This is a genomic window from Pseudomonas sp. PDM18 (assembly GCF_014852585.1).
Classification (GTDB): Bacteria; Pseudomonadota; Gammaproteobacteria; order Pseudomonadales; family Pseudomonadaceae; genus Pseudomonas.
This window is the reverse complement of the sequence record NZ_JACVBX010000003.1, coordinates 174,978-196,973: the sequence shown is the minus strand read 5'-3', so window position 1 is coordinate 196,973 and position 21,996 is coordinate 174,978. Positions and strand designations below refer to the sequence as shown.

General features: G+C 65.7%; 20 protein-coding genes. 5 read left to right on the top strand and 15 right to left on the bottom strand.

Annotated elements, in window-relative coordinates:
• Window positions 1-213: 213 nt before the first annotated feature.
• Window positions 214-1,113 (bottom strand): lipid A hydroxylase LpxO, encoded by a 900-nt coding sequence (gene lpxO / locus IB274_RS08890; RefSeq protein ID WP_192431796.1) that lies wholly within the window; start codon window positions 1,111-1,113, stop codon window positions 214-216.
• 131 nt (window positions 1,114-1,244) lie between these two features.
• On the opposite strand from lpxO, the gene IB274_RS08885 reads away from it, so the two are divergent.
• From IB274_RS08885 to IB274_RS08875, 3 genes are read left to right on the top strand one after another with little or no spacing between them, the layout of a single operon-like run.
• The gene (locus IB274_RS08885; protein ID WP_192431613.1) at window positions 1,245-2,000 is read left to right on the top strand and encodes a 5-oxoprolinase subunit PxpA; all 756 of its coding nucleotides are present in this window, start codon (window positions 1,245-1,247) and stop codon (window positions 1,998-2,000) included.
• Window positions 1,997-2,674 (top strand): 5-oxoprolinase subunit PxpB, encoded by a 678-nt coding sequence (gene pxpB / locus IB274_RS08880; RefSeq protein ID WP_192431612.1) that lies wholly within the window; start codon window positions 1,997-1,999, stop codon window positions 2,672-2,674. The genes IB274_RS08885 and pxpB overlap by 4 nt, the downstream gene beginning before the upstream one ends.
• Window positions 2,671-3,588 (top strand): biotin-dependent carboxyltransferase family protein, encoded by a 918-nt coding sequence (locus tag IB274_RS08875; protein WP_192431611.1) that lies wholly within the window; start codon window positions 2,671-2,673, stop codon window positions 3,586-3,588. Before pxpB ends, IB274_RS08875 begins: the two co-directional genes overlap by 4 nt.
• 2 nt (window positions 3,589-3,590) lie before the next feature.
• Here IB274_RS08875 and prfH read toward each other — a convergent pair whose 3' ends face one another.
• The 3 genes from prfH to IB274_RS08860 all read right to left on the bottom strand — a co-directional run bounded on the left by prfH (window position 3,591) and on the right by IB274_RS08860 (window position 6,029).
• Window positions 3,591-4,202, bottom strand: coding sequence for a peptide chain release factor H (prfH, locus tag IB274_RS08870; protein WP_192431610.1), 612 nt, complete (start codon window positions 4,200-4,202; stop codon window positions 3,591-3,593).
• On the bottom strand, window positions 4,202-5,338 hold the full coding sequence (locus IB274_RS08865; protein WP_192431609.1) for an RNA ligase RtcB family protein: 1,137 nt from the start codon (window positions 5,336-5,338) through the stop codon (window positions 4,202-4,204). The genes prfH and IB274_RS08865 overlap by 1 nt, the downstream gene beginning before the upstream one ends.
• 208 nt (window positions 5,339-5,546) lie before the next feature.
• A complete protein-coding gene (locus IB274_RS08860) occupies window positions 5,547-6,029 on the bottom strand; it encodes an Lrp/AsnC family transcriptional regulator (protein WP_192431608.1) in 483 nt (160 codons plus the stop codon).
• Window positions 6,030-6,164: 135 nt separating this feature from the next.
• On the opposite strand from IB274_RS08860, the gene IB274_RS08855 reads away from it, so the two are divergent.
• On the top strand, window positions 6,165-6,791 hold the full coding sequence (locus IB274_RS08855) for a LysE family translocator (protein ID WP_192431607.1): 627 nt from the start codon (window positions 6,165-6,167) through the stop codon (window positions 6,789-6,791).
• Window positions 6,792-6,800: 9 nt separating this feature from the next.
• Here IB274_RS08855 and IB274_RS08850 read toward each other — a convergent pair whose 3' ends face one another.
• The 9 genes from IB274_RS08850 to IB274_RS08810 form a co-directional block, all read right to left on the bottom strand.
• Entirely contained in the window at window positions 6,801-7,460 is a 660-nt protein-coding gene (locus tag IB274_RS08850) for a hypothetical protein (RefSeq protein WP_192431606.1), read from the bottom strand.
• A 161-nt stretch (window positions 7,461-7,621) separates the two neighbouring features.
• Window positions 7,622-8,593 carry a peptide ABC transporter ATP-binding protein gene (locus IB274_RS08845; RefSeq protein WP_192431605.1) on the bottom strand — a complete coding sequence of 324 codons (972 nt, stop codon included), beginning with the start codon at window positions 8,591-8,593 and terminating at the stop codon, window positions 7,622-7,624.
• Window positions 8,590-9,567 (bottom strand): ABC transporter ATP-binding protein, encoded by a 978-nt coding sequence (locus IB274_RS08840; RefSeq protein ID WP_192431604.1) that lies wholly within the window; start codon window positions 9,565-9,567, stop codon window positions 8,590-8,592. Before IB274_RS08840 ends, IB274_RS08845 begins: the two co-directional genes overlap by 4 nt.
• Before the next feature lie 67 nt (window positions 9,568-9,634).
• Window positions 9,635-10,546, bottom strand: a complete 912-nt coding sequence (locus tag IB274_RS08835) for an ABC transporter permease subunit (protein WP_192431603.1) — start codon at window positions 10,544-10,546, stop codon at window positions 9,635-9,637.
• Between the two features lie 14 nt (window positions 10,547-10,560).
• Entirely contained in the window at window positions 10,561-11,571 is a 1,011-nt protein-coding gene (locus IB274_RS08830) for an ABC transporter permease subunit (RefSeq protein ID WP_054906646.1), read from the bottom strand.
• Window positions 11,572-11,645: 74 nt separating this feature from the next.
• Complete coding sequence (locus IB274_RS08825) at window positions 11,646-13,232, bottom strand: ABC transporter substrate-binding protein (protein ID WP_192431602.1); 1,587 nt, start codon at window positions 13,230-13,232, stop codon at window positions 11,646-11,648.
• An 11-nt stretch (window positions 13,233-13,243) separates the two neighbouring features.
• Complete coding sequence (locus tag IB274_RS08820; protein WP_192431601.1) at window positions 13,244-14,653, bottom strand: OprD family porin; 1,410 nt, start codon at window positions 14,651-14,653, stop codon at window positions 13,244-13,246.
• A 163-nt stretch (window positions 14,654-14,816) separates the two neighbouring features.
• Window positions 14,817-16,424, bottom strand: a complete 1,608-nt coding sequence (locus IB274_RS08815) for an ABC transporter substrate-binding protein (RefSeq protein WP_192431600.1) — start codon at window positions 16,422-16,424, stop codon at window positions 14,817-14,819.
• A 197-nt stretch (window positions 16,425-16,621) separates the two neighbouring features.
• Entirely contained in the window at window positions 16,622-17,185 is a 564-nt protein-coding gene (locus IB274_RS08810; protein ID WP_192431599.1) for a helix-turn-helix domain-containing protein, read from the bottom strand.
• A gap of 178 nt (window positions 17,186-17,363) precedes the next feature.
• On the opposite strand from IB274_RS08810, the gene IB274_RS08805 reads away from it, so the two are divergent.
• Window positions 17,364-18,581, top strand: coding sequence for a M24 family metallopeptidase (locus IB274_RS08805; protein ID WP_192431598.1), 1,218 nt, complete (start codon window positions 17,364-17,366; stop codon window positions 18,579-18,581).
• 56 nt (window positions 18,582-18,637) lie between these two features.
• On the opposite strand, the gene IB274_RS08800 is transcribed toward IB274_RS08805, so the two are convergent.
• Window positions 18,638-20,230 (bottom strand): ABC transporter substrate-binding protein, encoded by a 1,593-nt coding sequence (locus tag IB274_RS08800; protein WP_192431597.1) that lies wholly within the window; start codon window positions 20,228-20,230, stop codon window positions 18,638-18,640.
• Window positions 20,231-20,279: 49 nt separating this feature from the next.
• Window positions 20,280-21,881 (bottom strand): ABC transporter substrate-binding protein, encoded by a 1,602-nt coding sequence (locus tag IB274_RS08795; protein WP_192431596.1) that lies wholly within the window; start codon window positions 21,879-21,881, stop codon window positions 20,280-20,282.
• Between the last annotated feature and the right edge of the window lie 115 nt (window positions 21,882-21,996).

Below are 21,996 nucleotides of genomic sequence, written 5' to 3'. Positions count from 1 at the left end.
GGGGAGCCCACCGCGCTGGCCTGAACCTGTAGCGGGCCATGCCCGCGACCCGCCGGCACCGCCGGCGTTGGCGTTCCGCACCGCCGTCGCCGGTACCTGCGGATTTCGCGGCCAGCGATGCACCTGCAAACGGATCGGTCCACAATGTCTTGAACGGTCCGCAAACAAAAAGGCCCCCGCGAATGCGGAGGCCTTTTTGATTTCAGGCGCGGCTCATATCCATAAGAACAGTGCCAGCACCGCCGCAAAGAAGCCCCACTTCTGCAGGTAATACAGCTTGCGGTTGCGCTTCTTCAGGGCCTTGCCCTGCAGGCGGATCTTGTACAGCGAAGCGAAGGCGCGGTTGATGCCGCCGGTCTTGTCGCCTGCGTCGTTGGGTGAGGCCGCCGCGGCCATTACGTTGCGGCTGAACCAGCGGTTGAACGCCGTCACCCAGCCGTATTTCAGCGGCCGCTCGATGTCGCAGAAGAGGATCACCCGGTCGTGGTCCGTAGTGTTCTCGGCGTAGTGGATATAGGTCTCGTCGAACACTACCGCCTCGCCGTCGCGCCAGTGGTAGCGCTCGCCGTCCACTTCGATGAAGCAGCCCGGATCATTGGGCGTCAGCAGACCCAGGTGGTAGCGCAGCGAACCGGCGTAGGGATCGCGGTGGCGGACCAGGCGCGAGCCCGGCGGCAGCTCGGCGAACATCGCCGCCTTCACCGACGGAATCTGCCGCAGCAGCTCGGTGGTCTTCGGGCACAGCGCGTCGGCGGACGGGTGGCTGTCGTCGTACCACTTCAGGTAGAAGCGCTTCCAGCCGGTCTTGAAGAAGGAGTTGAAACCCACGTCGTTGAGCTGGTCGGAGCGCTTGATGCTGCCGGCGTCGCGCAGGTGCAGGGCTTCGCTGCGGATGGCTTCCCAGTTCTCGGCAAGCAGGCGCATCTCGGGGAATTGTTCGGTCGCCAGGTACGGGCGGCTCGGCACCTTGGAGAACAGGTACATGAGACAGTTGATCGGCGCCAGGAAGCTGGAGTGGTCGCTCAGCTGGCGCGTGAATTTGTGGCGCACCCGCCCACGCAAGTGGACATAAACGATGCTCAGGCCGAAGGCGGCCAGGATGGCGGCTTTGATCATTCGGGGGAAGGTTTCCACGGGTCTAGACGCGGAATGGTACTCCTCCTGAACGGGACTGAGTATTCTCCGAAGGCCAAAGGCCACTTGCTGCTTTAACCTGTAGGAAATCTGGAAGGACGGCGACATCGATGACCGAGCCCACCCCGCGAATCCTGCTCAACTGCGACATGGGCGAAAGCTTCGGCGCCTGGCGCATGGGCGACGACACCCACGCCATGCCGCTGATCGACCAGGCCAACCTCGCCTGCGGCTACCACGCGGGCGACCCGCTGACCATGCAGCGCACCGTTCGCCTGGCGGTGGAGCAGGGCGTCAGTATCGGCGCGCACCCGGCCTACCCGGACCTGGTCGGCTTCGGCCGCCGGCACATGAGCTGTTCGCCCGAGGAAGTCCACGCGCTGGTGCTGTACCAGATCGGTGCGCTGGACGCCTTCTGCCGCGCCGCCGGCACCCAGGTGGCCTACGTGAAGCCCCATGGCGCGCTGTACAACGACCTGGTGCGCGATGACGCGCTGCTTGCCGCGGTGCTCGATGCCTGCGCCGCCTACCGCAAGCGCCTGCCGCTGATGGTGCTGGCCCTGGCCGACAACAACCGCGAGCTGCAACTGGCTGACGCCGCCGACGTGCCGCTGATGTTCGAAGCCTTCGCCGACCGCGCCTACCTGCCCGATGGCCAGCTCGCCCCGCGCCGGCTGGCCAACGCTGTGCACCACGAGCCGCAGCGCATCCTCGACCAGGCCCTGGCCATCGCCCGTGGCGAGCCTTTCCCGGATATCGACGGCAATCCGCTGCGCCTGCGCGCCGACAGCCTCTGCGTGCACGGCGACAACCCCGAATCCCTGGCGGTGCTGCGGCGCCTGCGTGGCCTGCTGGACCAGGCATGATTCGCGTCGAGGCCTTCGGCGCCACGGCGCTGCTGATCACCCTCGCGGAGCAGCCCGACGATGCGCTGCCGCTGCGCATCGCCCGACTGGCCGAGCGCCTGCGCGCCGAACTGGGGACGGCGCTGACGGATTGCGTCCCCGGCTGGACCACGCTGTTGCTGCACTACGACTTGATGTGCATCGACCTGCCGCAGTTACAAAGCCGCGTGCAGGCTACGTTGGCGGACTGGCCCGGCGGCTTCCAGGCGAACGACGCCGGGCGGCTGCATGAAATCGCCGTGTGGTATGCCGGCGAAGACCTCAGCGATGTCGCCCGGCTCTGCGGGCTGACTTCTGCTCAGGTGATCGACCTGCACGCCGGCCGCGACTATCGCGTCGGGGCCATCGGCTTCTCTCCAGGCTTCGCTTACCTCGGTGAACTGGACGAACGCCTTGCCCTGCCGCGCCGGGCCACGCCGCGCACGCACGTGCCCGCCGGCAGCCTGGCTATCGCCGAACGGCAGACGGCAGTTTATCCACAGGCCTCGCCCGGGGGCTGGCATCTGCTCGGACGCACCGCGCAACGCCTGTTCGATCCGCACCGGCAACCGCCTTGTCCGTTGGCGGTGGGAGATCGCGTGCGCTTCGTGTCCATCGATGAGACGGCTTATCGCGCGGCCGGGGGCGAGCCATGAGCCTGAAAATCGTCGCCTGCGGCCCGCTGTGCCTGCTGCAGGACGCCGGCCGACGAGGCTGGCAGCACCTGGGTGTATCGCCCGGCGGCCCTGTGGATAAACACGCGGCGGCCTGGGCCAATCGCCTGCTCGGCAATACGCCCGGCGCACCTTTACTGGAAATTGCGCTGGGCGGGGTGGAGCTGGAAGTGCAGGCGGATACCTGGCTGGCGCTGACCGGCGCCGAGTTGCCGGCGACGCTCGATGGTGGGCTGCTGCCGGGTTGGTCGCGTTTTCGAGTGCGGGGTGGGCAGCGCCTGAAGCTGGGCTTCGCTCGCACTGGACAACGGGCTTATCTCGCCGCTGCCGGAGGCTTCGAAGTGGAGCCCATACTGGGCAGCGTCGCGACCCAGGTACGGGAAAAACTCGGCGGTCTTACCGGCAATGGCCGGCCGCTCGCCGCCGACGATCTGCTGGAATGTGCGGCCCATGACAAACGTTTCACTCGTGGCGCCAGCGTGCCCTGGCCTTATCGGCCGGACTACCGCGAGGCCCCGACTTTGCGCGTGCTACCCGGCCCGGATGCCTTCAGCGAGGAACAGCGTCAGGCTTTCTTCGAGCAGCGTTGGCAGGTCAGCCCGCAATCCGACCGCATGGGCGTGCGACTGCGCGGCGAAGCGCTGAGCGCGCCTCGCCGGCAATGGTCGTTGGGGATAGTGGAGGGCGCCATCCAGGTGCCGCCGGATGGCCAGCCGATTGTCCTGCTGGCCGACCGCCAGAGCATGGGCGGCTACCCGCTGCTGGGCGTGCTGCACCCGCTGGACATCGGTCGACTGGCGCAGTGCCCGGCGCACAGCGAAGTGCAATTCGTTCGAGCAAGCGTGGAACAGACGCAGGCGGACCTGCGCGCGTTCCTGCGGTTCTTCTCAGGCTGATATCAGCCCTCGAAGCGTTCACCGCGAAACACCCGGCGCGGATTGCCGCGTTCCAAGTGGTGATGCACCAGCCGGCGTTCGGCGCGCAGCGCGCTGCTTGCCTGCTCCGCGCGTTCCTCCAGCTTGCGGGCGATCAGCAGCAATGCCAGACGCTTGTTGGCGTGCTGGCTGCGTTCGCTCTGCACCTTCACGCTCAGGCCGCTGGCTACGTGGGTAGCGCGTACCGCCGAGTCGGTGGTGTTGACGTGCTGCCCGCTGGGGCCGGAGGAACGCAGCGTCTCGAAGCGCACTTCACCTTCGAGGCTGGCCGGCGGCGCGCTGAAGCGCGCGCCGCCGAGGTACCAGTTCTTGCGCCCGTGGTTGGGCCGGTAAGGGCTGGCGCAGACCCATTGCAGGGTGCCGCTCCAGTCCTCGGCCAGCGCCGCCGCCGAGTCGCCTTCCAGCGCCAGCAACACCGAGAGCAGGGTGCCGCGGCGCGGGCCGGCTTCTTCCTCGATCACGCGCACCTCGACACCGTTGGCCTCGGCCTCGCGTAGCAGACGCTGCAGGGCCTTGGCCACGGCGAAGGCGCATTCGTCCGGGCCCTGAGCGGCGGAAAGTTGCAGCAGGATCATCAGCAGCACTCCCCGCGGGTCTTGTAGGTCAGCACCGGCTTCAGCCGCGCCAGCACCCGCAGCAACCCTGCTTCACGCAACGCACCGACCACCGAGTCGATGGCCTTGTAGGCTTCCGGTGCCTCCTCGTAGATCAGTCCGCGATCGCCGCAGATCACCCGGCTGCCCAGCGCTGTACGGGCCAGTTGCTCGACGCGGTAGCGCGCCGAGAGACGGTCCTTGCACTCGCTGCGCATCCACTTGCGCCCCGCGCCGTGGGCGAGGGAGAAGAGGCTGCGCGGATCGGCGATCGGTTCCACCAGGTAGCTGTAGTCGCCACGGGAGCCGGGGATGACCATCACCTCGCGATCCGCCGGCGTCGCGCCCTTGCGATGCAGCCAGCCGTCGACGCCGTCGACCTGCGCCGGGCTGACGAGGTTGTGGTTCACGTCCAGCACCTGCGCACCGTCCGCCCGCAGGCGGTCGAGCATGCGCAGGGCGATCAGTTGGCGGTTGGCTTCGGCGAAACGCAGCGCGCCGTCGTGGCGAGCCAGGTAATGTGCGCACTCGTCGGTGCCTTGTTCCAGGCCCTGGTGGCTGAAGCGATCGACCTGCTCGCGCAGGATGGCTTCGCCCAGGCCACGCGAGCCGCTGTGCACCAGCAGGAGCAGGTGACGGCGGTCGAGGTCGAGGGCTTCGACGGCGACTTCGTCGTAGAGCTGATCGAGTTGCTGCAACTCGGCGAAGTGGTTGCCGCCGCCGATCGTGCCCAGCGAATGCTCGTGACCGCAGGGCGGCAGGCCGAAGCTTGCAATGCGCTCGCTCCAGTCGTCCTCCAGCGGGCCGTCGAGGTTGCCCAGGCGCTTTTCCAGCTTGTCCAGGTTCAGTTTGGCGGTGGCGATATCGGTGCGCCACAGCGCCATGCCGCAGCCGATGTCGTTGCCCACCAGCGCCGGGTACAGGCGGCCGGTGGAAAAGAACGCCGCGCCGATCGGGTAGCCGCGACCAGGGTGCAGGTCCGGCATGCCGGCGACACGCTGCATGCCCGGCAGGCGGGCGGTGGTTTCAAGTTGCTGGATCGCTTTACCTTCGATCCAGGTGTCGTCCGCGGCGATCAGGGTGATGCCGTCGGACAGATTTTGGATGCAATTGCCCATTGTCCAATCCCATGAGGAATGAAACGAAAAAAGAGGATGGGGGCAGGCCGGAGCCGGGCAATGCAATGCCGCCAAAGGGGCGGCGGGGAAGCGATTACGCCAGACGCGACCTGCAAAGGGTGATCAGTGCTTGCATGATGTCTCCTTTGCTGTCGGTGGATGGGAAGGTGGCGAATGATAGGCGCACGGTCGCCCGCGCGCAATCCTGCTATTTCGGCAGGTGGCGCAGAGGCAGCGGCGCCGACTCCTTCACCGTCTGGATGGCGAAGTTGCTGCGGATATCGCTGACGCTCGGCAGCTTGAGCAGGGTGCCGGTGAGGAACTGCTCGTAGGCGCGCAGGTCCGGCAGCACCACTTGCAGGAGGAAGTCCGACTCGCCGCTGACCAGATGCACCGAGATGACTTCCGGCAGGTCGATCACGGCCTGGCGGAAGGCGGCGGCGCTGGTGTCGCTGTGGCGCTCCACCTTCACCCCGACGAACACGGTCAGCCCGAGGCCGACTTCGTCGCGGCCCAATTCGGCATGGTAGCCACGGATCATCCCGGCTTCTTCCAGCAGGCGCACCCGGCGCAGGCAGGGGGAGGGTGAGAGGCCGATCTCCTCGGCGAGCTGCACGTTGGTCAGCCGGCCATCGCGCTGCAGGGCGGCGAGGATGCGGTGGTCGTAGGCGTCTAGTCTTGGGTTTGGCATGAGTGGCTAGTGTTTGAACTTGAGACTGGCAGAGTATGCCAATTGTTAGCGTCAGGCTGGCTGAATACGCAAGCACCTGCCTCGGCCTTCAGGCATAGAATCCCTATCCGCAATGACTTATCTGGAGTGGCTCTTGTGGATATCGGCGTCTTCCTGCTGGCCCTGGCGATGGTCTACCTGCTGCCGGGGCCGGACATGATTCTCCTGCTGCACACCGGTGCCCGCGACGGTTGCTGTGCTGCCCTGGCAACCGCCCTGGGTCTCGGGCTGGCCCGTGGCTGCCACGTCGCGCTGGCGGCGACAGGACTGGCGCTGCTGTTTCGCACCGCGCCATGGACCTTCGATGTGGTACGCATCGGTGGCGGTCTCTACCTCGCGTGGATCGGCCTGCAACTGCTGCGCGCGCCGGTGGGTTTGCCGGTGGCGACCGGCGCGGCTGGGTTATCCACAGTCAGCTATCGGCGCGCCTTTCGCCGGGGCCTGCTGACCAATCTGCTCAACCCCAAGGCGCTGCTGTTTTGTTCGGTGCTGTTGCCGCAGTTTATCCATCCGCAGAACGGCCCACTGGCGTTGCAGTTCGCGCTGCTGGGCGGCGTGCTGGTGGTGGTCGGGCTGGGGTTCGACAGCTTCTACGCCGTCAGTGGCGAGCGCATGGGGCGCTGGCTGGCGCGGCACCGGACGATGCAGCGTGTTCAGCAGTGGGGCTTCGGCGGCATTCTGCTGGGGTTTGGTGTGCGCCTGGCGCTGATCCGCGATTTATAGAAGCGCGGATCAGAGGTCTTCCGGCTGGATTTTCCACAGCCGTGCCACCGAGGGTTTCTGCGGATTGCGCGCGACCACCAGCAGGCCCAGGTCCTTGCCGCGCAACTCATGCAGCAGTTGTGCGCCCTTGCGTTGTTGCAGGCTCTCGGCGAGATGCCCGAGGGCGATGGCCGCTGCTGCCGGGTGCGTGGCGACCGGCACATAGCTGCCGCCGTCCATGTCCAGCACCACATGCTTCTCGCCGGGTTCCGGAGTGGGGATGTGCAGGCTGGTCTTGAGCAAATGCGCCATGGCTTCGTCGCGCTGGGCGGCCGTCAGTTGTCCCGGTGGCAGTGCCCGTTCCAGGGCGAAGAATTCGTCCTGCGGTTCGACTTTCGGCTTGGCCTCGGCTGGCGGCTGCGTGGGGGCCCTGGTACGAACAGGAGCGGGCGGCGGCATTGGTGCTGGCGGGGGCGGCGCGCTGAAATCCAGTTCTTCCTGGTCGAGTCCGTCCCAGTCGATCTCGTCAAGATCGACTTCCTCCGCTGGCGCCTTCTTCTTCGGCGCCGGTTTCTTCCGCGATTTCACGGCTGCGCGCACGTCCATCCGGCGCTGACGTTTCCACCTGTGCAGTTGCACGTTGGCGACGATGGCGGTGACGAGGATGAGCAGGAGGTAGAACAGCAGCATGGAAGATCGTGGCCCTGTGGATAACGGCCACGGCGTGCAGGCGGTGGCGGGGTGCCACCCTGGCGGGATTGTCTGGCTCAGGCGATAGGCCTGTTCCGGCTGCGTTGTAGGACGCTGCTGTTTCCGAAAGAGGGGCCGGCCTATGACCGGCCCGTTTCGTATCAGTTCAGGAACTGCTCCGCATGGTGGCAGGCCACCTGGCGCTCATCGAGCAGGCGCAGCTCCGGCACTTCGGTCTTGCAGCGCTCGGTCGCATAGGGGCAGCGCTTGTGGAAGGCGCAGCCGCTGGGCGGATTGAGCGGGTTGGGGAGTTCGCCCTGGATCTTGATCTTGGGCTTGTCCGGATCGGGGTGGATGGCCGGGGTCGCCGAGAGCAGCGCCTGGGTGTAGGGGTGCAGCGGGCGCTCGTAGAGCTTGTCCGCCGGCCCCATCTCCGCCGGGCGGCCGAGGTACATCACCAGCACGTCGTCGGCTACGTGGCGGACCACGGCGAGGTTGTGCGAGATGAACACGTAGGCGGTGCCGAATTCCTGCTGCAGGTCCATGAACAGGTTGAGCACCTGGGCCTGGATCGACACGTCCAGCGCCGAGGTCGGCTCGTCCGCTACCAGCACCTTGGGCCGCAGCATCATGGCGCGGGCCAGGGCGATGCGCTGGCGCTGGCCGCCGGAGAACATGTGCGGGTAGCGCTGGTAATGCTCGGGGCGCAGGCCGACCTGCTTCATCATCGCTTGCACGCGCTCACGGCGTTCGACCCGCGACAGGCTGGTGTTGATCAGCAGTGGCTCGGCCAGTTGGTCGCCGATCTTCTGCCGTGGGTTGAGCGAGGCGTAGGGGTTCTGGAAGACCATCTGCACGTCACGGCGCAGTTGCTTGCGGGTGTCTTGGTCGGCGCCCTTCACTTCGTGGCCGGCGATCTGCAGCGAGCCGGAGGTGGGTTCTTCGATCAGCGTCAGCGCGCGGGCCAGGGTGGACTTGCCGCAGCCGGACTCGCCGACCACGGCGAGGGTCTTGCCGGCCTGCAGGTCGAAGGACACGCCGTTGAGCGCGCGGACCAGGGCGTGCGGCTTGAACAGGCCCTGGGAGATTTCGTAGTGACGGGTCAGGTCGCGGGCGGTCAGGACGGCGCTCATCGGGCCACCTCGGTGTTCAGGTTGAGCGGGTAGAAGCAGCGCACGGCGCCGCGCTCATGGGTTTCCAGGGCCGGGCGCACGCTGCGGCAGTTGTCCTGCACGTAGGGGCAGCGCGGTGACAGCAGGCAACCCTGCGGGCGGTCGTACTTGCCGGGGACGATGCCGGGCAGGGTGGCCAGGCGTTCCTCGCCGGCGCTGTGCTCGGGGATCGCCTTGAGCAGCGCCTCGGTGTACGGGTGGGTCGGCAGGTCGAACAGTGCCGGCACCTGGCCGATCTCCACCGCCTGGCCCGCGTACATCACGCAGACGCGCTGGGCGGTCTCGGCGACCACGGCGAGGTCGTGGGTGATCAGGATCAGCGCCATGCCCTGGTCGCGCTGCAGGTCGAGCAGCAACTCCATGATCTGCGCCTGGATGGTCACGTCCAGGGCGGTGGTGGGTTCGTCGGCGATCAGCAGCTTGGGTTCGCCGGCAATCGCCATGGCGATCGCGACGCGCTGGCTCATGCCGCCGGAGAGCTGGTGCGGGTAGGCTTCCAGGCGCTGGGCGGCGCCGGGGATTTCCACCCGTTCGAGCAGTTCCAGGGCGCGCTGGCGCAGGGCCTTGCCGCGCAGGCCGAGGTGCAGCTTGAGCACTTCCTCGATCTGGTAGCCGACGGTGAAGCTGGGGTTGAGGGCGGTCATCGGGTCCTGGAAGACCATGGCGATGTCCTTGCCGACAATGCGCCGCCGCTCGCGGCCCTTCAGGCGCAGCATGTCGGTGCCGTCGAATTGCATGGTGTCGGCGGTGATGATGCCGGGGGCGTCGATCAGGCCCATCAGGGCCATCATGGTCACCGACTTGCCGGAGCCGGACTCGCCGACGATGGCCAGGACTTCGCCCTTGTCCACCGAGAGGTCGAGGCCGTCCACCACCGGGATGGCGTTGCGGTCGCCGAAGCGCACCGAAAGATTGCGCAGGTCGAGGAGGCTCATACGGCGGTCTCCATCAGGCTTTTCTTGTTGTCGTTGGCGATCTTGAGGCTGAGCATGGTCACTGTCCTCACGCCGCATTCTTCAGCTTCGGATCCAGCGCATCGCGCAGGCCGTCGCCCATCAGGTTGATTGCCAGCACGCTGAGCAGGATGGTCAGGCCGGGCAGCGAGACGACCCACCAGGCGCGCTCGATGTAGTCGCGCGCGGAGGCCAGCATGGTGCCCCACTCGGGCGTCGGTGGCTGTACGCCCAGGCCGAGGAAGCCGAGTGCTGCGGCGTCGAGGATGGCCGAGGAGAAGCTCAGGGTGGCCTGCACGATCAACGGCGCCATGCAGTTGGGCAGCACGGTGACGAACATCAGGCGCAAGGTGCCGGCGCCGGCCAGGCGCGAGGCGGTGACGTAGTCGCGGTTCAGCTCGCCCATCACGGCGGCGCGGGTCAGGCGCACATAGGCCGGCAGCGAGACGATGGCGATGGCGATCACGGTGTTGATCAGGCCCGGGCCGAGGATGGCGACGATGGCCACCGCCAGCAGCAGCGAGGGCAGGGCCAGCATGATGTCCATCAGGCGCATGATCACCGGGCCCAGGCGGCTCGGCGAGAAGCCGGCGAGCAGGCCGAGGAAGATGCCGGGGATCATGGAGATCAGCACCGAGGTCAGGCCGATCATCAGCGACAGCCGTGCACCGTGCATCAGGCGCGAGAGCAGGTCGCGGCCCAGCTCGTCAGTGCCCAGCAGGAACTGCGAATTGCCGCCTTCGAGCCAGAGCGGCGGGGTGAGCAGGAAGTCGCGGAACTGCTCGCTGGGGTCGTGGGGAGCGACCCAGGGGGCGAACAGCGCGCAGAACACGATGACCAGCATGAACAGCAGGCCGCCGACCGCGCCCTTGTTGCGCGAGAAGGCTTGCCAGAATTCTTTCAGCGGGGACGGGTAGACCAGGCTCGGGTCGCTGGCGGGAGCTTTGGCGTTGGCATTCATGGCGTCGGCTCCGGTTAGCGTTGGTGACGGATGCGTGGGTTGGCGAGGCCGTAGAGGATGTCCACGATGAAGTTCACCAGGATCACCAGGGTCGCCACCAGCAGGATGCCGTTCTGCACCACCGGGTAGTCGCGGCGGCCGATGGCGTCGATCAGCCATTTGCCGATGCCCGGCCAGGAGAAGATGGTCTCAGTCAGTACCGCACCGGCGAGCAGCGTGCCGACCTGCAGGCCGAACACGGTGAGCACCGGGATCATGGCGTTGCGCAGGGCGTGCACGAACACCACGCGGGCCGGCGACAGGCCCTTGGCGCGGGCGGTGCGCACGTAGTCCTCGCGCAGTACTTCGAGCATCGAGGAGCGAGTCATCCGCGCAATTACCGCCAGGGGGATGGTGCCCAGCACGATGGCCGGCAGGATCAGGTGGCGCACGGCGTCCATGAAGGCGCCTTCTTCATCCGAGAGCAGCGTGTCGATGAGCATGAAACCGGTCTTCGGCTCGATGTCGTAGAGCAGGTCCAGGCGCCCGGAAACCGGCGTCCAGCCCAGGGATACGGAGAACAGCATGATGAGGATCAGGCCCCACCAGAAGATCGGCATCGAGTAGCCGGCCAGGGAGATGGTCATCACCCCGTGGTCGAACAGCGAGCCTCGCTTCAAGGCGGCGATCACCCCGGCGAGCAGCCCGAAGACGCCGGCGAACAGCAGGGCGGCCAGGGACAGTTCGAGGGTCGCGGGGAAGAGGGTGAGGAACTCGTGCCAGACGCTGTCGCGGGTGGTCAGCGATTCGCCGAGGTTGCCTTGGGCGAGGTTGCCGATGTAGTCGAGGTACTGCTGGTAGAGGGGCTTGTCGAGCCCCAGGCGGTGCATGGCCTCGGCATGCATCTGCGGATCGACGCGGCGTTCACCCATCATCACTTCCACGGGGTCGCCCGGAATCAGGCGGATCAGCGCGAAGGTCAGCAGGGTGACGCCGAAGAAAGTCGGGATCAGCAGACCGAATCGGCGTGCGATGAAACTGAGCATGATGGTTGGGGGCTCCTCACCGAGCGGCTACCCATCGGATCACGACGGGCGCCGGTTTCTTATGACTTTGCCGGTTACTGGATCTGAACGTCGGCGAAGTTGTTTTTTGTCAGCGGGCTGATGGTGTAGCCCGAGATATTGCTGCGGCGCACATTGAACAGCTTAGGATGTGCCAGGGGAATCCATGGGGCCTGCTCGTGGAATATGGATGTCGCCTTTTTGTAAAGTTCCGCCCGTTTTGCGTTGTCGCTGGTCTGGCGGGCTTCCTGGATCAGCGTTTCGAAGCCCTGATCGCACCAGAAAGCATGGTTTTCGCCTGATTTCGCCGCAGCACAGCTCAGGTTGGGTGAGAGGAAGTTGTCCGGGTCGCCGTTGTCGCCGGCCCAGCCGCCGTAGAGCGAGAGATCGTGCTCGCCGGCCTTGATGCGCTTGATCAGCTCGCCGAACTCCAGTGTGCGGATGTCCAGCGTGATGCCCACCTTGGCCAGGTCCGACTGCAGCATCTGTGCCATTTGCGCTGCATTGGGGATGGTCGAGGAACTGCCGTTGCGGGTGAACAGGGTCAGCTTGAGGTTCTCCACGCCCGCTTCCTTGAGCAACGCCCTGGCGCGCTCTGGATCGTGGGGCCAGTCCCGGATGTCGTTGTTGTAACCCAGCAGGGTGGCGGGGTACGGATTGATGGCCGGCGTGGCCGCGCCGGCCCCGTAGACGGCATCCAGCATGGCTTTCTTGTCGAACGCCAGATTGATGGCCTGGCGCACTCGCACGTCGTCCAGCGGTTTGTGCCGGGTGTTCAGGGCGACATAGGTCGTGAGCAGGGCGTCGATGCTGTCCACTGCCAGGTTCTTGTCCTGCTCCAGACCGGGGACGTCCGATGGCTTGGGGTAGAGCGCGATCTGGCACTCGTTGCGGCGGATCTTCTGCAGCCGGACGTTGGAATCCGGGGTGATGGCGAAGATCAGGTTGTCGATCTTCGGCTTGCCGCCGAAGTAGTCCGGGTTGGCGCGGAAACGAACCTGGGCGTCCTTGGCGTAGCGGTTGAAGACGAAGGGCCCGGTGCCGATGGGCAGGTTGTTGAGCTGCCCTTGTTTACCGGCGGCCAGCAGCTGGTCGCCGTATTCGGCCGAGTAGATGGAGGCGAAGTCCATCGCCATGTCGGCCAGGAACGGCGACTCCGGGTGGTTCAGGGTGAAGCGCACGGTGAGGTCGTCGAGCTTTTCCACCGACTTGATCAGTTCGCGCATGCCCATGGCGTCGAAGTAGGCATAGCCGCGTGCGGACGATGCATGCCAGGGGTGCTTCGGGTCCAGCGGACGCTCGAAGGTCCAGAGCACGTCGTCGGCATTGAGGGCGCGCGTGGGCTTGAAGTAGTCGGTGGTATGGAACTTCACGTCCGGGCGCAGGTGAAAGGTGTAGGTCAGCCCGTCGGGGCTGACCTCCCAGCTTTGCGCCAGCGAAGGCACCACTTCGGTGGTGCCGGGGCGGAAGTCGGCCAGGCGATTGAAGACGGTCTGGCCGCTGGCGTCGGCGGTGACCGCGCCGGTGTACTGGACGATGTCGAACCCTTCCGGGCTCGCCTCGGTGCAGACCACCAGGTTCTGCGCCAGGGCGGTGCCGCTGCCGAGCGCGAGCAGAAGGGGGAGCAGACGCGGGATGGGCATGCCGGTTCTCCTTACAGCAGGTTGAAGGGGAAATTGCTGACCAGACGGATCTCGTTGACGTTGCCGTCCGCCTGGTTCTGACTCGCCAGGTGCTTCATGTAGGTCACGCGGAAGCTGCTGCTCTTGAGCGGGCCGTCCTGCAGTGTGTAGCCGGTGGAGAGGCCGAGCTCGTGGTGCTTCTCGTCGTCCATGTTGCGCACGTTGTAGCCGCTCACGCCGTTGCGGTCGCCGTCGTAGTGGGTGCCGTCGATACCCCAGCCCTTGGCGTACCACGCCATGGTGGTCAGGCCGGGCACGCCGAAGGCCGCCCAGTCGGTGCTGTAGCGCAGTTGCAGGGACTTTTCGTTGGGACCGTTGTAGTCGGAGAGTAACGAGTTGGCCAGGTAGATGGCCGCGGTCTCGTGCACGTAGTCGAAGTACTCGTCGCCACGGATCTGCTGCCAGCCCAGCAGCACGGCATGGGCGCCGTGGGTGAGGGTGAAGGCCAGGCTGTAGGCATCGTTGTCGATGTAGCCTGCCTTGCGCTCGCCGGTGTCGCCGGTGTGGTAGTAGTTCAGGCTGGTGTTCAGCGCCAGGCTGGCCGGGTCGCCGAGGTCGTGGGAGGCGCCGAAGTAGTACTGGTTCCAGATGTCCTCGAAGTGCGCGCCGTAAGCGGTGAGTTTCAGCTCCTTCATCGCCTGGTAGCTGCCGCCCAGGTAGCTGAAATGGCTGCCGGTGAAGTCCTGTGAACCGTATTCGGTCGTCAGGCCTTCGGAGCCGGCGCCGGTACGCGGGCTGGCGCGGGTGAAGCTGCCGGCCTGTACCTGAAGGCCTTCCAGCTCTTCGCTGAGGAGGCTGACACCATCAAAGGACGACGGCAGGGCGCGGTTGTCGTTGATGTTGAAGACCGGGGTCTCGGTCTGTTGGCGGCCAGCGCGCAGTTCGGTGTTGGAGGCGCGCAGCTTTACGTTGGCCACGCCCATCTTCGACCACTGCGGCACGGCATCCCCGTCGCTGTCGGTCAAGGTGCGCGTGCCGCCGCCAGCGATGCGTCCGTGGCCGCGCTCCAGGGCGATCTCGTTGAAGGCGGAGGCGTCCAGGCCGACACCCACGGTGCCCTGAGTGAAGCCGGAGCTGTACTTGAGCTGGCTGCCCTGGGTCCAGGTGTAGCGGCTGTGGGTCGGCTCGGTGTAGCCGTCCTTCTTGATGTTGAAGTGGAAGCTGTCCTTCATCTGCTCGCGGGCGGCGAAGTTGCGGGTGCTGAAGGTCAGGCTCTGGCCTTCGACGAAGCCCTTCGCGCCGGCCTGGCCCTTGACCATCACTTCGCTGTCGCGGCGGGTTTCGTCTGGCGGCAGATCGTCTTCGTCGGCGAATGCCTGGCCCAACGTGGCGCTACAGACCGCGAGCGCCAGAAGCGTGCGGGTGAGTACGTGATGCTGCATGAGTTGCTCCTTGTTGTTGTCGGTTTTCCTAGCAACGAATGCATCCCCTCCACCCATTGACGTGATGGGGGAGCCGGCAGGCGGAAGGGAAGGCGGGGTGTGCCGCCCGGTCTGTGCCGGGCTGGCGTTCAGGCGGCCGTGGCCGCCGCTGTCCTGTCGGCGATCAGCGCTGGTTGGCCACGCCGTAGAAGGAATTGCGCCCGAAGGGGCTGATCAGGAAGCCCTGCACCGACTTGCGCATGGGCTGGTAGACCGTGGAGTGGGCGATGGGGCTGATGGGTAGCTGCTGCGCGAGGAGTCGCTGGGCATGCTGGTAGAGGGCCACGCGCTGGTCGTGGTCGGTGGTGGCCTTGGCCTGGTGCACCAGCTTGTCGTAGTCGGCGTCGCACCACTTGGAGACGTTATTGCCGCTCACCGAATCGCAGCCGTAGAGGGTGCCCAGCCAGTTGTCCGGATCACCGTTGTCGCCGGTCCAGCCGAACAGCATCGCGTCATGCTCGCCAGCATGGGCACGCTTGATGTACTCGCCCCACTCGTAGGTGACGATCCTGGCCTTGATGCCGACTTTGGCCCAGTCGGCCTGGATCATCTCGGCCATCAGCTTGGCGTTGGGGTTGTACGGGCGTTGCACGGGCATCGCCCACAGGGTGATTTCGGTGCCTTCGGCGACGCCGGCTTTCTTCAGTAGCGCCTTGGCCTGCTCCGGATCGTAGGCTTGGCCCTTGATCGATTCGTCATAGGACCACTGGGTCGGCGGCATCGCGTTCACCGCCAACTGGCCGGCGCCCTGGTAGATCGCGTCGATGATCGCCTGCTTGTTCAGCGCCATGTCCAGCGCGCGGCGCACATCGGTCTTGTCCAGCGGGGCGTGGGTGACGTTGTAGGCTAGGTAGCCCAGGTTGAAGCCCGACTGCGACGGCATGTTCAGGTTCGGGTCCTGCTTCAGCGTCTCGAGGTCCGCCGGGCGCGGATTCAGGGTGATCTGGCATTCGCCGGCCTTGAGCTTCTGCATGCGCACCGAGGCGTCGGTATTGATGGCGAAGACCAGGTTGTCGACCTTCACGTCCTCGGGCCTCCAGTAATCCTTGTTGCCCTTGAAGCGGATCATCGCGTCCTTCTGGTAGCGGCTGAACACGAACGGACCGGTGCCGATGGGCTTCTGGTTGATCTCGCCGGGCTTGCCCTGTTTGAGCAACTGGTCGGCGTATTCGGCGGACTGGATCACCGCGAAGTTCATTGCCAGGTTCTGCACGAAGGCCGCGTCGACCTCGTTCAGGGTGAAGGTCACGGTGTGCTCGTCGACCTTGCCGACCCTGGCGATGTTGCGGCCCAGGCCCATGTCGGTGAAGTACGGGAACTCGGTTGGGTACGCCTTGCGGAACGGCTGCTCCTTGTCGAGCATGCGGTTGAAGGTGAACAGCACGTCGTCGGCGTTGAATTCGCGGGTCGGCTTGAAGTAGTCGGTGGTGTGAAACTTCACACCCGGGCGCAGGTGGAAGGTCCAGGTCTTGCCGTCGGCGGAGGTTTCCCAGCTTTGCGCGAGGGCCGGCTGGGCTTCGGTGCCGCCGCGCTGGAACTGCACGAGGCGGTTAAACAGGGTTTCCGAGGTGGCGTCGTAATCGGTGCCGGTGGTGTATTGGCCGGGGTCGAAGCCTGCCGGGCTGCCTTCGGAGCAGTACACCAGGCTGGAGGCCGCCTGGGCTGTGGAACCGGCGAGGAGCAGCCCGCCGAGGGCGAGTGCGTGCAGGGGATTACGTCGCATCTTGCGCATTGCCTGACCTCATTCTTGTTTTTCTGAGGGGCCGGCGAACCGATGGGGTTTGCAGCCGGCCTGGTCGGACTGGTCCGGATAAGGCCTATCCATTCATGGTCGGGCTGTGCACGGCCATGCCGCGCCGAAGTTAAGTCAGGCTGAAATTAACTTCAACTTAAAATTCAGTGGCACTGAAAATTTTGCCGATCTGTGAATCAACTGGCGGGATGTTCGCCGAACAGCGGAAGAGTGGTGACGGTGAGCATTTCCGCCACGCTGTCACCGACATTGCGCAGGCAGTGACGCTTGCCGGAGTCGAAGTGTACGGAGTCGCCGGGACCAAGCGGATAGCTGTGGCCATCGATGTCGTAGGCAATGCGCCCGCTGAGGACGTAGGCGAACTCCGAGCCGTCATGGGTGATCAGTTCGGATTCGTAGCCCACCGGGACCGTCACCTTCACTGCGTTCAACTGGTTGCCGGGGAAGCTGCTGGACAGCCGCTCGTAGCTCAGCGGCTGGCCTTCGATGGTGTAACGCACGCGCTCGCCTTGGTGCGAGTCCGGTGGGATTTGCTGCGGAGAGTCGAAGAGGGCGTTGAGCGGCACGTCCAGCGCCTTGGCGATGCTGGCCAGGGAGGATAGCGAGACGCCGGTGAGATTGCGCTCGGCCTGGGACAGGAAGCTGGCGGTCAGGCCGGACTCGGCGGCTACCTGGGTCAGGGTCTTCTTCGCTGCGCGCCGATAACGGCGCAGGCGTTCTCCGATACGATCTGCGGACATTGGCAAGGCTCTTGTGGGACGCCGGCAGCATACCAGTGTCGTCGGCCGGTGAAAGCATCGAGCCATCAGCGGACGGAAAATCGGCCGCAAGAAGGCAGGACACCGAAAAGCCTTTGACCGGGAATTTCAGTGCTGCTTAAATTTCGGGTCGTTTCATTCCATTCCTCGGGAGAGTCGCATGACATTGGGAGTTGGGGGCGTGAGCCCCGAGCAGGCGCTGGCGAAATTGCAGGTCATGACGGCCGGCGCTCGCCCCATAGCGATCGAGGAGTACCAGGCGCGCATCGCACAACTGCAGCAACTGATGCAGGCACGGGATATCTCGGCGGTATTCGTCGATGCCGGCAGCACGCTGGTCTATTTCACCGGCCTGAAGTGGAGCCCCAGCGAACGGCTGGTGGGCGCGCTGGTGCCGGCGCGGGGCGAAGTGCGCTACATCGCCCCGGCTTTCGAAGAGGGCACGGTGCGCGATCTGCAGGTGCTGCCCGGCAGCATCAGCGTGTGGGCCGAGCATGAGAGTCCGTTCGCCCTGCTGGCTGGAATGCTGGCGGAGATTGAAGTGCGTGAGGGCGCGCGGGTCGGCCTTTCCCACAGCCTGCCGTTCGGCATGTTCGAGCGCCTGCGCCAGGCGACGGGCAAGCTGCAACTGGTGGACGCCGGTGCGCTGATCGAGCAGTGCCGTCGCTGCAAGTCGCCGGCGGAGCTGGCGCTGATGCAGCGGGCGAAGGAGATGACCCTCGAAGTGCACAAGGCCGCTGCGAGCATCCTGCGCGAGGGCATCACCACCACCGAGGTGACGCGCTTCATCGAGGCGGCGCACCGGCAGGTCGGCGCGCCGGGTTCGACCTTCTGCATCGTGCTGTTCGGCGAGGACAGCGCCTTCCCCCACGGCGTGCGCCAACCACGCCCGTTGCGTGAAGGCGACATGGTGCTGATCGACACGGGTTGCCAGTTGTTCGGCTACAACTCGGATATCACCCGCAGCTACGTGTTCGGCTCGCCCAGCGCTCGCCAGCGCGAGCTGTGGAACCTGGAGAAGGCCGCGCAGCAGGCTGCGTTCGATGCCGCTGTACTGGGTGAACCCTGCGAGCAGGTGGACGCCGCCGCCCGCCGTTGCCTGGAGGCCGGCGGCCTAGGGCCGGATTACGCGCTGCCCGGATTGCCGCACCGCACCGGCCACGGTATCGGTCTGGATATCCACGAGGGGCCGTACCTGGTACGCGGCGACAGCACGGCGCTGGACGTCGGCATGTGCTTCAGCAACGAGCCGATGATCTGCGTGCCGGGGGAGTTCGGTATCCGCCTGGAAGACCACTTCTACATGACGGCGGAAGGTCCGCGCTGGTTCACCCAGCCGAGTCATTCAGTGGACGATCCGTTCGGCCTGGGTGCCTGAAGTTTGGTTTAGGAGCGCGCCATGCCTGCGATCGCGCGCATGGCGCGCTCCTACAGTCAGGGCGCGAGTTCAACCCGCGAGAAGTTGTTCGACCCCAGCGGGCTCAGGGTGAAGCCGCTCACGCCCGGCCGCACCACGGCGAACTGCTTCGGGTAGGCCAGGGCGATCCACGGTGCCTCGCGCTGGTAGATCGCCAAAGCCTGGCGGTAGAGGCCCGCACGGGCTTCCTGATCGGTAATGGCGCGGGCCTTGCGCAGCAGTTCGTCGAACTCCGCGTTGCACCAGCCCGCCTGGTTCTCGCCACTCTTGGCGGCGGCGCAGGACAGGTTGGGCGTCAGGAAGTTGTCCGGATCGCCATTGTCGCCGGCCCAGCCCATGAATATCAGGTCGTGCTCGCCCTGCTTGGCGCGTTTGATCAGCTCGCCCCATTCGAACACTCGGATGTCCGCCTGGATGCCGATCTGCCCCAGGTCGTTCTGCAGCATCTGCGCGCCGATGCCGGGGTTGGGGTTGGTCGGCCCGCCGCCGGGGCGGGTCCAGATCGACAGTTTCAGACCGGGCTTGATGCCCGCTTCGTCCAGCAGCTGTTTCGCCCGCGCCGGGTCATGCGGCCAGACCTTGAGTTGCGGGTCGGAACCCCACAGCGTCGGCGGGTAGGGCGCCACGGCCAGGGTGGCGGCGCCCTCGCCGAACTGGGCGCGCAGGTAGGCATCGCGGTCGAAGGCGAGGTTGATCGCCTGGCGCACGCGCACGTCGTCCAGCGGCTTGTGCCGGGTATTGATGCCGACATAGGCGACCAGCAGCGAGTCCAGTTCCTCGACCTTCAGCTTCGGGTCCTGGCGCAGCGCGGGCACGTCGGTAGGCTTGGGGTAGACGGCGATCTGGCAGTCGCCGGCCTTGACCTTCTGGATACGCACGTTTGGATCAGGAGTGATCGCCAGCAGCAGGCGGTCGATCTTCGGCTTGCCGGCCCAGTAGTCGGGATTGGCGTTGAAGCGCACCTGGGCGTCCTTCTGGTAGCGCTGGAAGACGAAGGGGCCGGTGCCGATGGGTAGGTTGTTCAACTGGTCGGCCTTCTCTGCGGCCAGCAGCAGGTCGCCGTATTCGGCGGAATAGATAGAGGCGAAGCCCATCGCCAGGTCGGCGAGGAAGGGCGCCTCGGGATGCCTGAGGGTGAAGCGCACGTGGTGGTCGTCGAGCTTTTCCACCGCGCTGATCAGGCCGGGCAGGCCCATGGCCTCGGCGTAGGGAAAGCCGCGCGGGGCCAGCTTGTTCCATGGATGTTTCGGGTCGAGTTGGCGCTCGAAGCTCCAGAGCACATCGTCGGCGTCGAAGTCGCGGGTCGGGGTGAAGTAGTCGGTGCTGTGGAATTTCACGCCCTGGCGCAGGGCGAAGGTGTACTGCAGGCCGTCGTCGCTGATTTCCCAGCTCTGGGCCAGCGCGGGTACCACGCGGGTGCTGCCGGGGGCGAACTGCACCAGGCGCTCGAAGACCGTTTCGGCCGAGGCATCGGCGGTGGTGGCGGCGGTGTACTGGGTGATGTCGAACCCTTCCGGGCTGGCCTCGGTGCAGACCACCAGGGATTGGCCGAATGCCGGCGCACAGCCGAGCAGGCTGGCGAGGGTCAGGCGGATGAGCGCTTCGCGCACGGCGGCTGCCGAAAGAAAGGGCCGCCGGGAAACCCGGCGGCCGCTGGCCTTACTTGCCGACGCTGACGCCGTAGAACGAGTTCAGCGCGAACGGGCTGATCTTGAAGTCCTGCACCGTCTTGCGCATCGGCTGGTATACGGTGGAGTGGGCGATCGGCGTGATCGGCACCTGCTCCTTGAGGATGTGCTGGGCCTGCTTGTACAGCTCGGTGCGCTTGGCCTGGTCAGAGGTCCGCTTGGCATCCTTGATCAGCTTGTCGTAGGCCGGGTCGCACCATTTGGAGAAGTTGTTGCCGTCCACGGCGTCGCAGCCGTAGAGGGTGCCCAGCCAGTTGTCCGGGTCACCGTTGTCACCGCTCCAGCCGATCAGCATGGCGTCGTGCTCGCCGCCCTTGGCGCGCTTGATGTACTCGCCCCACTCGTAGGTGACGATCTTCGCCTTGATGCCGACCTTGGCCCAGTCTGACTGCAGCATTTCGGCCATCAGCTTGGCGTTGGGGTTGTAGGGGCGCTGCACCGGCATGGCCCACAGGGTGATCTCGGTGCCTTCGGCCACGCCCGCCTTCTTCAGCAGTTCCTTGGCCTTCTCCGGGTTGTAGCCGGCGTCCTTGATGGTGTCGTCGTAGGACCACTGGGTTGGCGGCATGCCGTTCACGGCCAGTTGGCCGGCGCCCTGGTAGACGGCGTCGATGATTGCCTTCTTGTTCACCGCCATGTCCAGCGCCTCGCGCACTTCGAGCTTGTCGAACGGCTTGTGCAGGACGTTGTAGGCGATGTAGCCGAGGTTGAAGCCCGGCTGCGACGGCATGTTCAGGTTCGCATCCTTCTTCAGCGCTTCCAGGTCGGCCGGGCGCGGGAAGAGGGTGACCTGGCACTCGTTGGCCTTGAGCTTCTGCATGCGCACCGAGGCGTCGGTGTTGATGGCGAAGATCAGGTTGTCGATCTTCACCTCGCCCTTGTTCCAGTAGTCCGGGTTGGCCTTGAAGCGGATCATCGCGTCCTTCTGGTAGCGACTGAACACGAACGGACCGGTGCCGATCGGCTTCTGGTTGATATCGGCGGCCTTGCCCTGCTTGAGCAGTTGGTCGGCATATTCACCGGACTGGATCGAGGCGAAGCTCATGGCCAGGTTCTGGATGAACGCGGCGTCGACTTCGTTGAGGGTGAACTTGACGGTGTGGTCGTCGACCTTCTCCACCTTGGCGATATTCGCGTCCATGCCCATGTCGGTGAAGTAGGGGAATTCGGTCTGGTACGCCTTACGGAACGGGTGGTTCTTGTCGAGCATGCGGTTAAAGGTGAACAGCACGTCGTCGGCGTTGAACTCGCGGGTCGGCTTGAAGTAGTCGGTGGTGTGGAACTTCACGCCGGAACGCAGATGGAAGGTGTAGGTCTTGCCGTCATCGGATACGTCCCACTTTTCCGCCAGGCCCGGGATGACCTGGGTGCCGCCGCGCTCGAACTGGGTGAGGCGATTGAAGACCGTCTCGGCCGAGGCGTCGAAGTCGGTGCCGGTGGTGTACTGGCCGGGGTCGAAGCCCGCGGGGCTGCCTTCGGAGCAGTAGACCAGGTTGTTGGCGGCGTGGGCGAGCGGGGCGCTGGCGATCAGCCCAGCGGCAATCATGGAGCGGATGACGGCGTTCTTACGCATACGGACCTCTGTTTATTCTGGTTGTCATCGAGGGGCAGCCTCGTGAGCTGCGTTGCGTGAAGCTATGCACGGCACATGCCGGGCGCAAGCGGTCGACCGGGGTGAGTGTAGAAGT

Excerpts from the sequence above, each read along its gene's own strand:
- IB274_RS08885 (WP_192431613.1), top strand. The coding sequence starts at position 1,245 with ATGACCGAGCCCACCCCGCGAATCCTGCTCAACTGCGACATGGGCGAA.
- pxpB (WP_192431612.1), top strand. The coding sequence starts at position 1,997 with ATGATTCGCGTCGAGGCCTTCGGCGCCACGGCGCTGCTGATCACCCTC.
- IB274_RS08875 (WP_192431611.1), top strand. The coding sequence starts at position 2,671 with ATGAGCCTGAAAATCGTCGCCTGCGGCCCGCTGTGCCTGCTGCAGGAC.
- prfH (WP_192431610.1), bottom strand. The coding sequence starts at position 4,202 with ATGATCCTGCTGCAACTTTCCGCCGCTCAGGGCCCGGACGAATGCGCC.
- IB274_RS08865 (WP_192431609.1), bottom strand. The coding sequence starts at position 5,338 with ATGGGCAATTGCATCCAAAATCTGTCCGACGGCATCACCCTGATCGCC.
- IB274_RS08860 (WP_192431608.1), bottom strand. The coding sequence starts at position 6,029 with ATGCCAAACCCAAGACTAGACGCCTACGACCACCGCATCCTCGCCGCC.
- IB274_RS08850 (WP_192431606.1), bottom strand. The coding sequence starts at position 7,460 with ATGCTGCTGTTCTACCTCCTGCTCATCCTCGTCACCGCCATCGTCGCC.
- IB274_RS08845 (WP_192431605.1), bottom strand. The coding sequence starts at position 8,593 with ATGAGCGCCGTCCTGACCGCCCGCGACCTGACCCGTCACTACGAAATC.
- IB274_RS08840 (WP_192431604.1), bottom strand. The coding sequence starts at position 9,567 with ATGAGCCTCCTCGACCTGCGCAATCTTTCGGTGCGCTTCGGCGACCGC.
- IB274_RS08835 (WP_192431603.1), bottom strand. The coding sequence starts at position 10,546 with ATGAATGCCAACGCCAAAGCTCCCGCCAGCGACCCGAGCCTGGTCTAC.
- IB274_RS08830 (WP_054906646.1), bottom strand. The coding sequence starts at position 11,571 with ATGCTCAGTTTCATCGCACGCCGATTCGGTCTGCTGATCCCGACTTTC.
- IB274_RS08825 (WP_192431602.1), bottom strand. The coding sequence starts at position 13,232 with ATGCCCATCCCGCGTCTGCTCCCCCTTCTGCTCGCGCTCGGCAGCGGC.
- IB274_RS08820 (WP_192431601.1), bottom strand. The coding sequence starts at position 14,653 with ATGCAGCATCACGTACTCACCCGCACGCTTCTGGCGCTCGCGGTCTGT.
- IB274_RS08815 (WP_192431600.1), bottom strand. The coding sequence starts at position 16,424 with ATGCGCAAGATGCGACGTAATCCCCTGCACGCACTCGCCCTCGGCGGG.
- IB274_RS08810 (WP_192431599.1), bottom strand. The coding sequence starts at position 17,185 with ATGTCCGCAGATCGTATCGGAGAACGCCTGCGCCGTTATCGGCGCGCA.
- IB274_RS08805 (WP_192431598.1), top strand. The coding sequence starts at position 17,364 with ATGACATTGGGAGTTGGGGGCGTGAGCCCCGAGCAGGCGCTGGCGAAA.
- IB274_RS08795 (WP_192431596.1), bottom strand. The coding sequence starts at position 21,881 with ATGCGTAAGAACGCCGTCATCCGCTCCATGATTGCCGCTGGGCTGATC.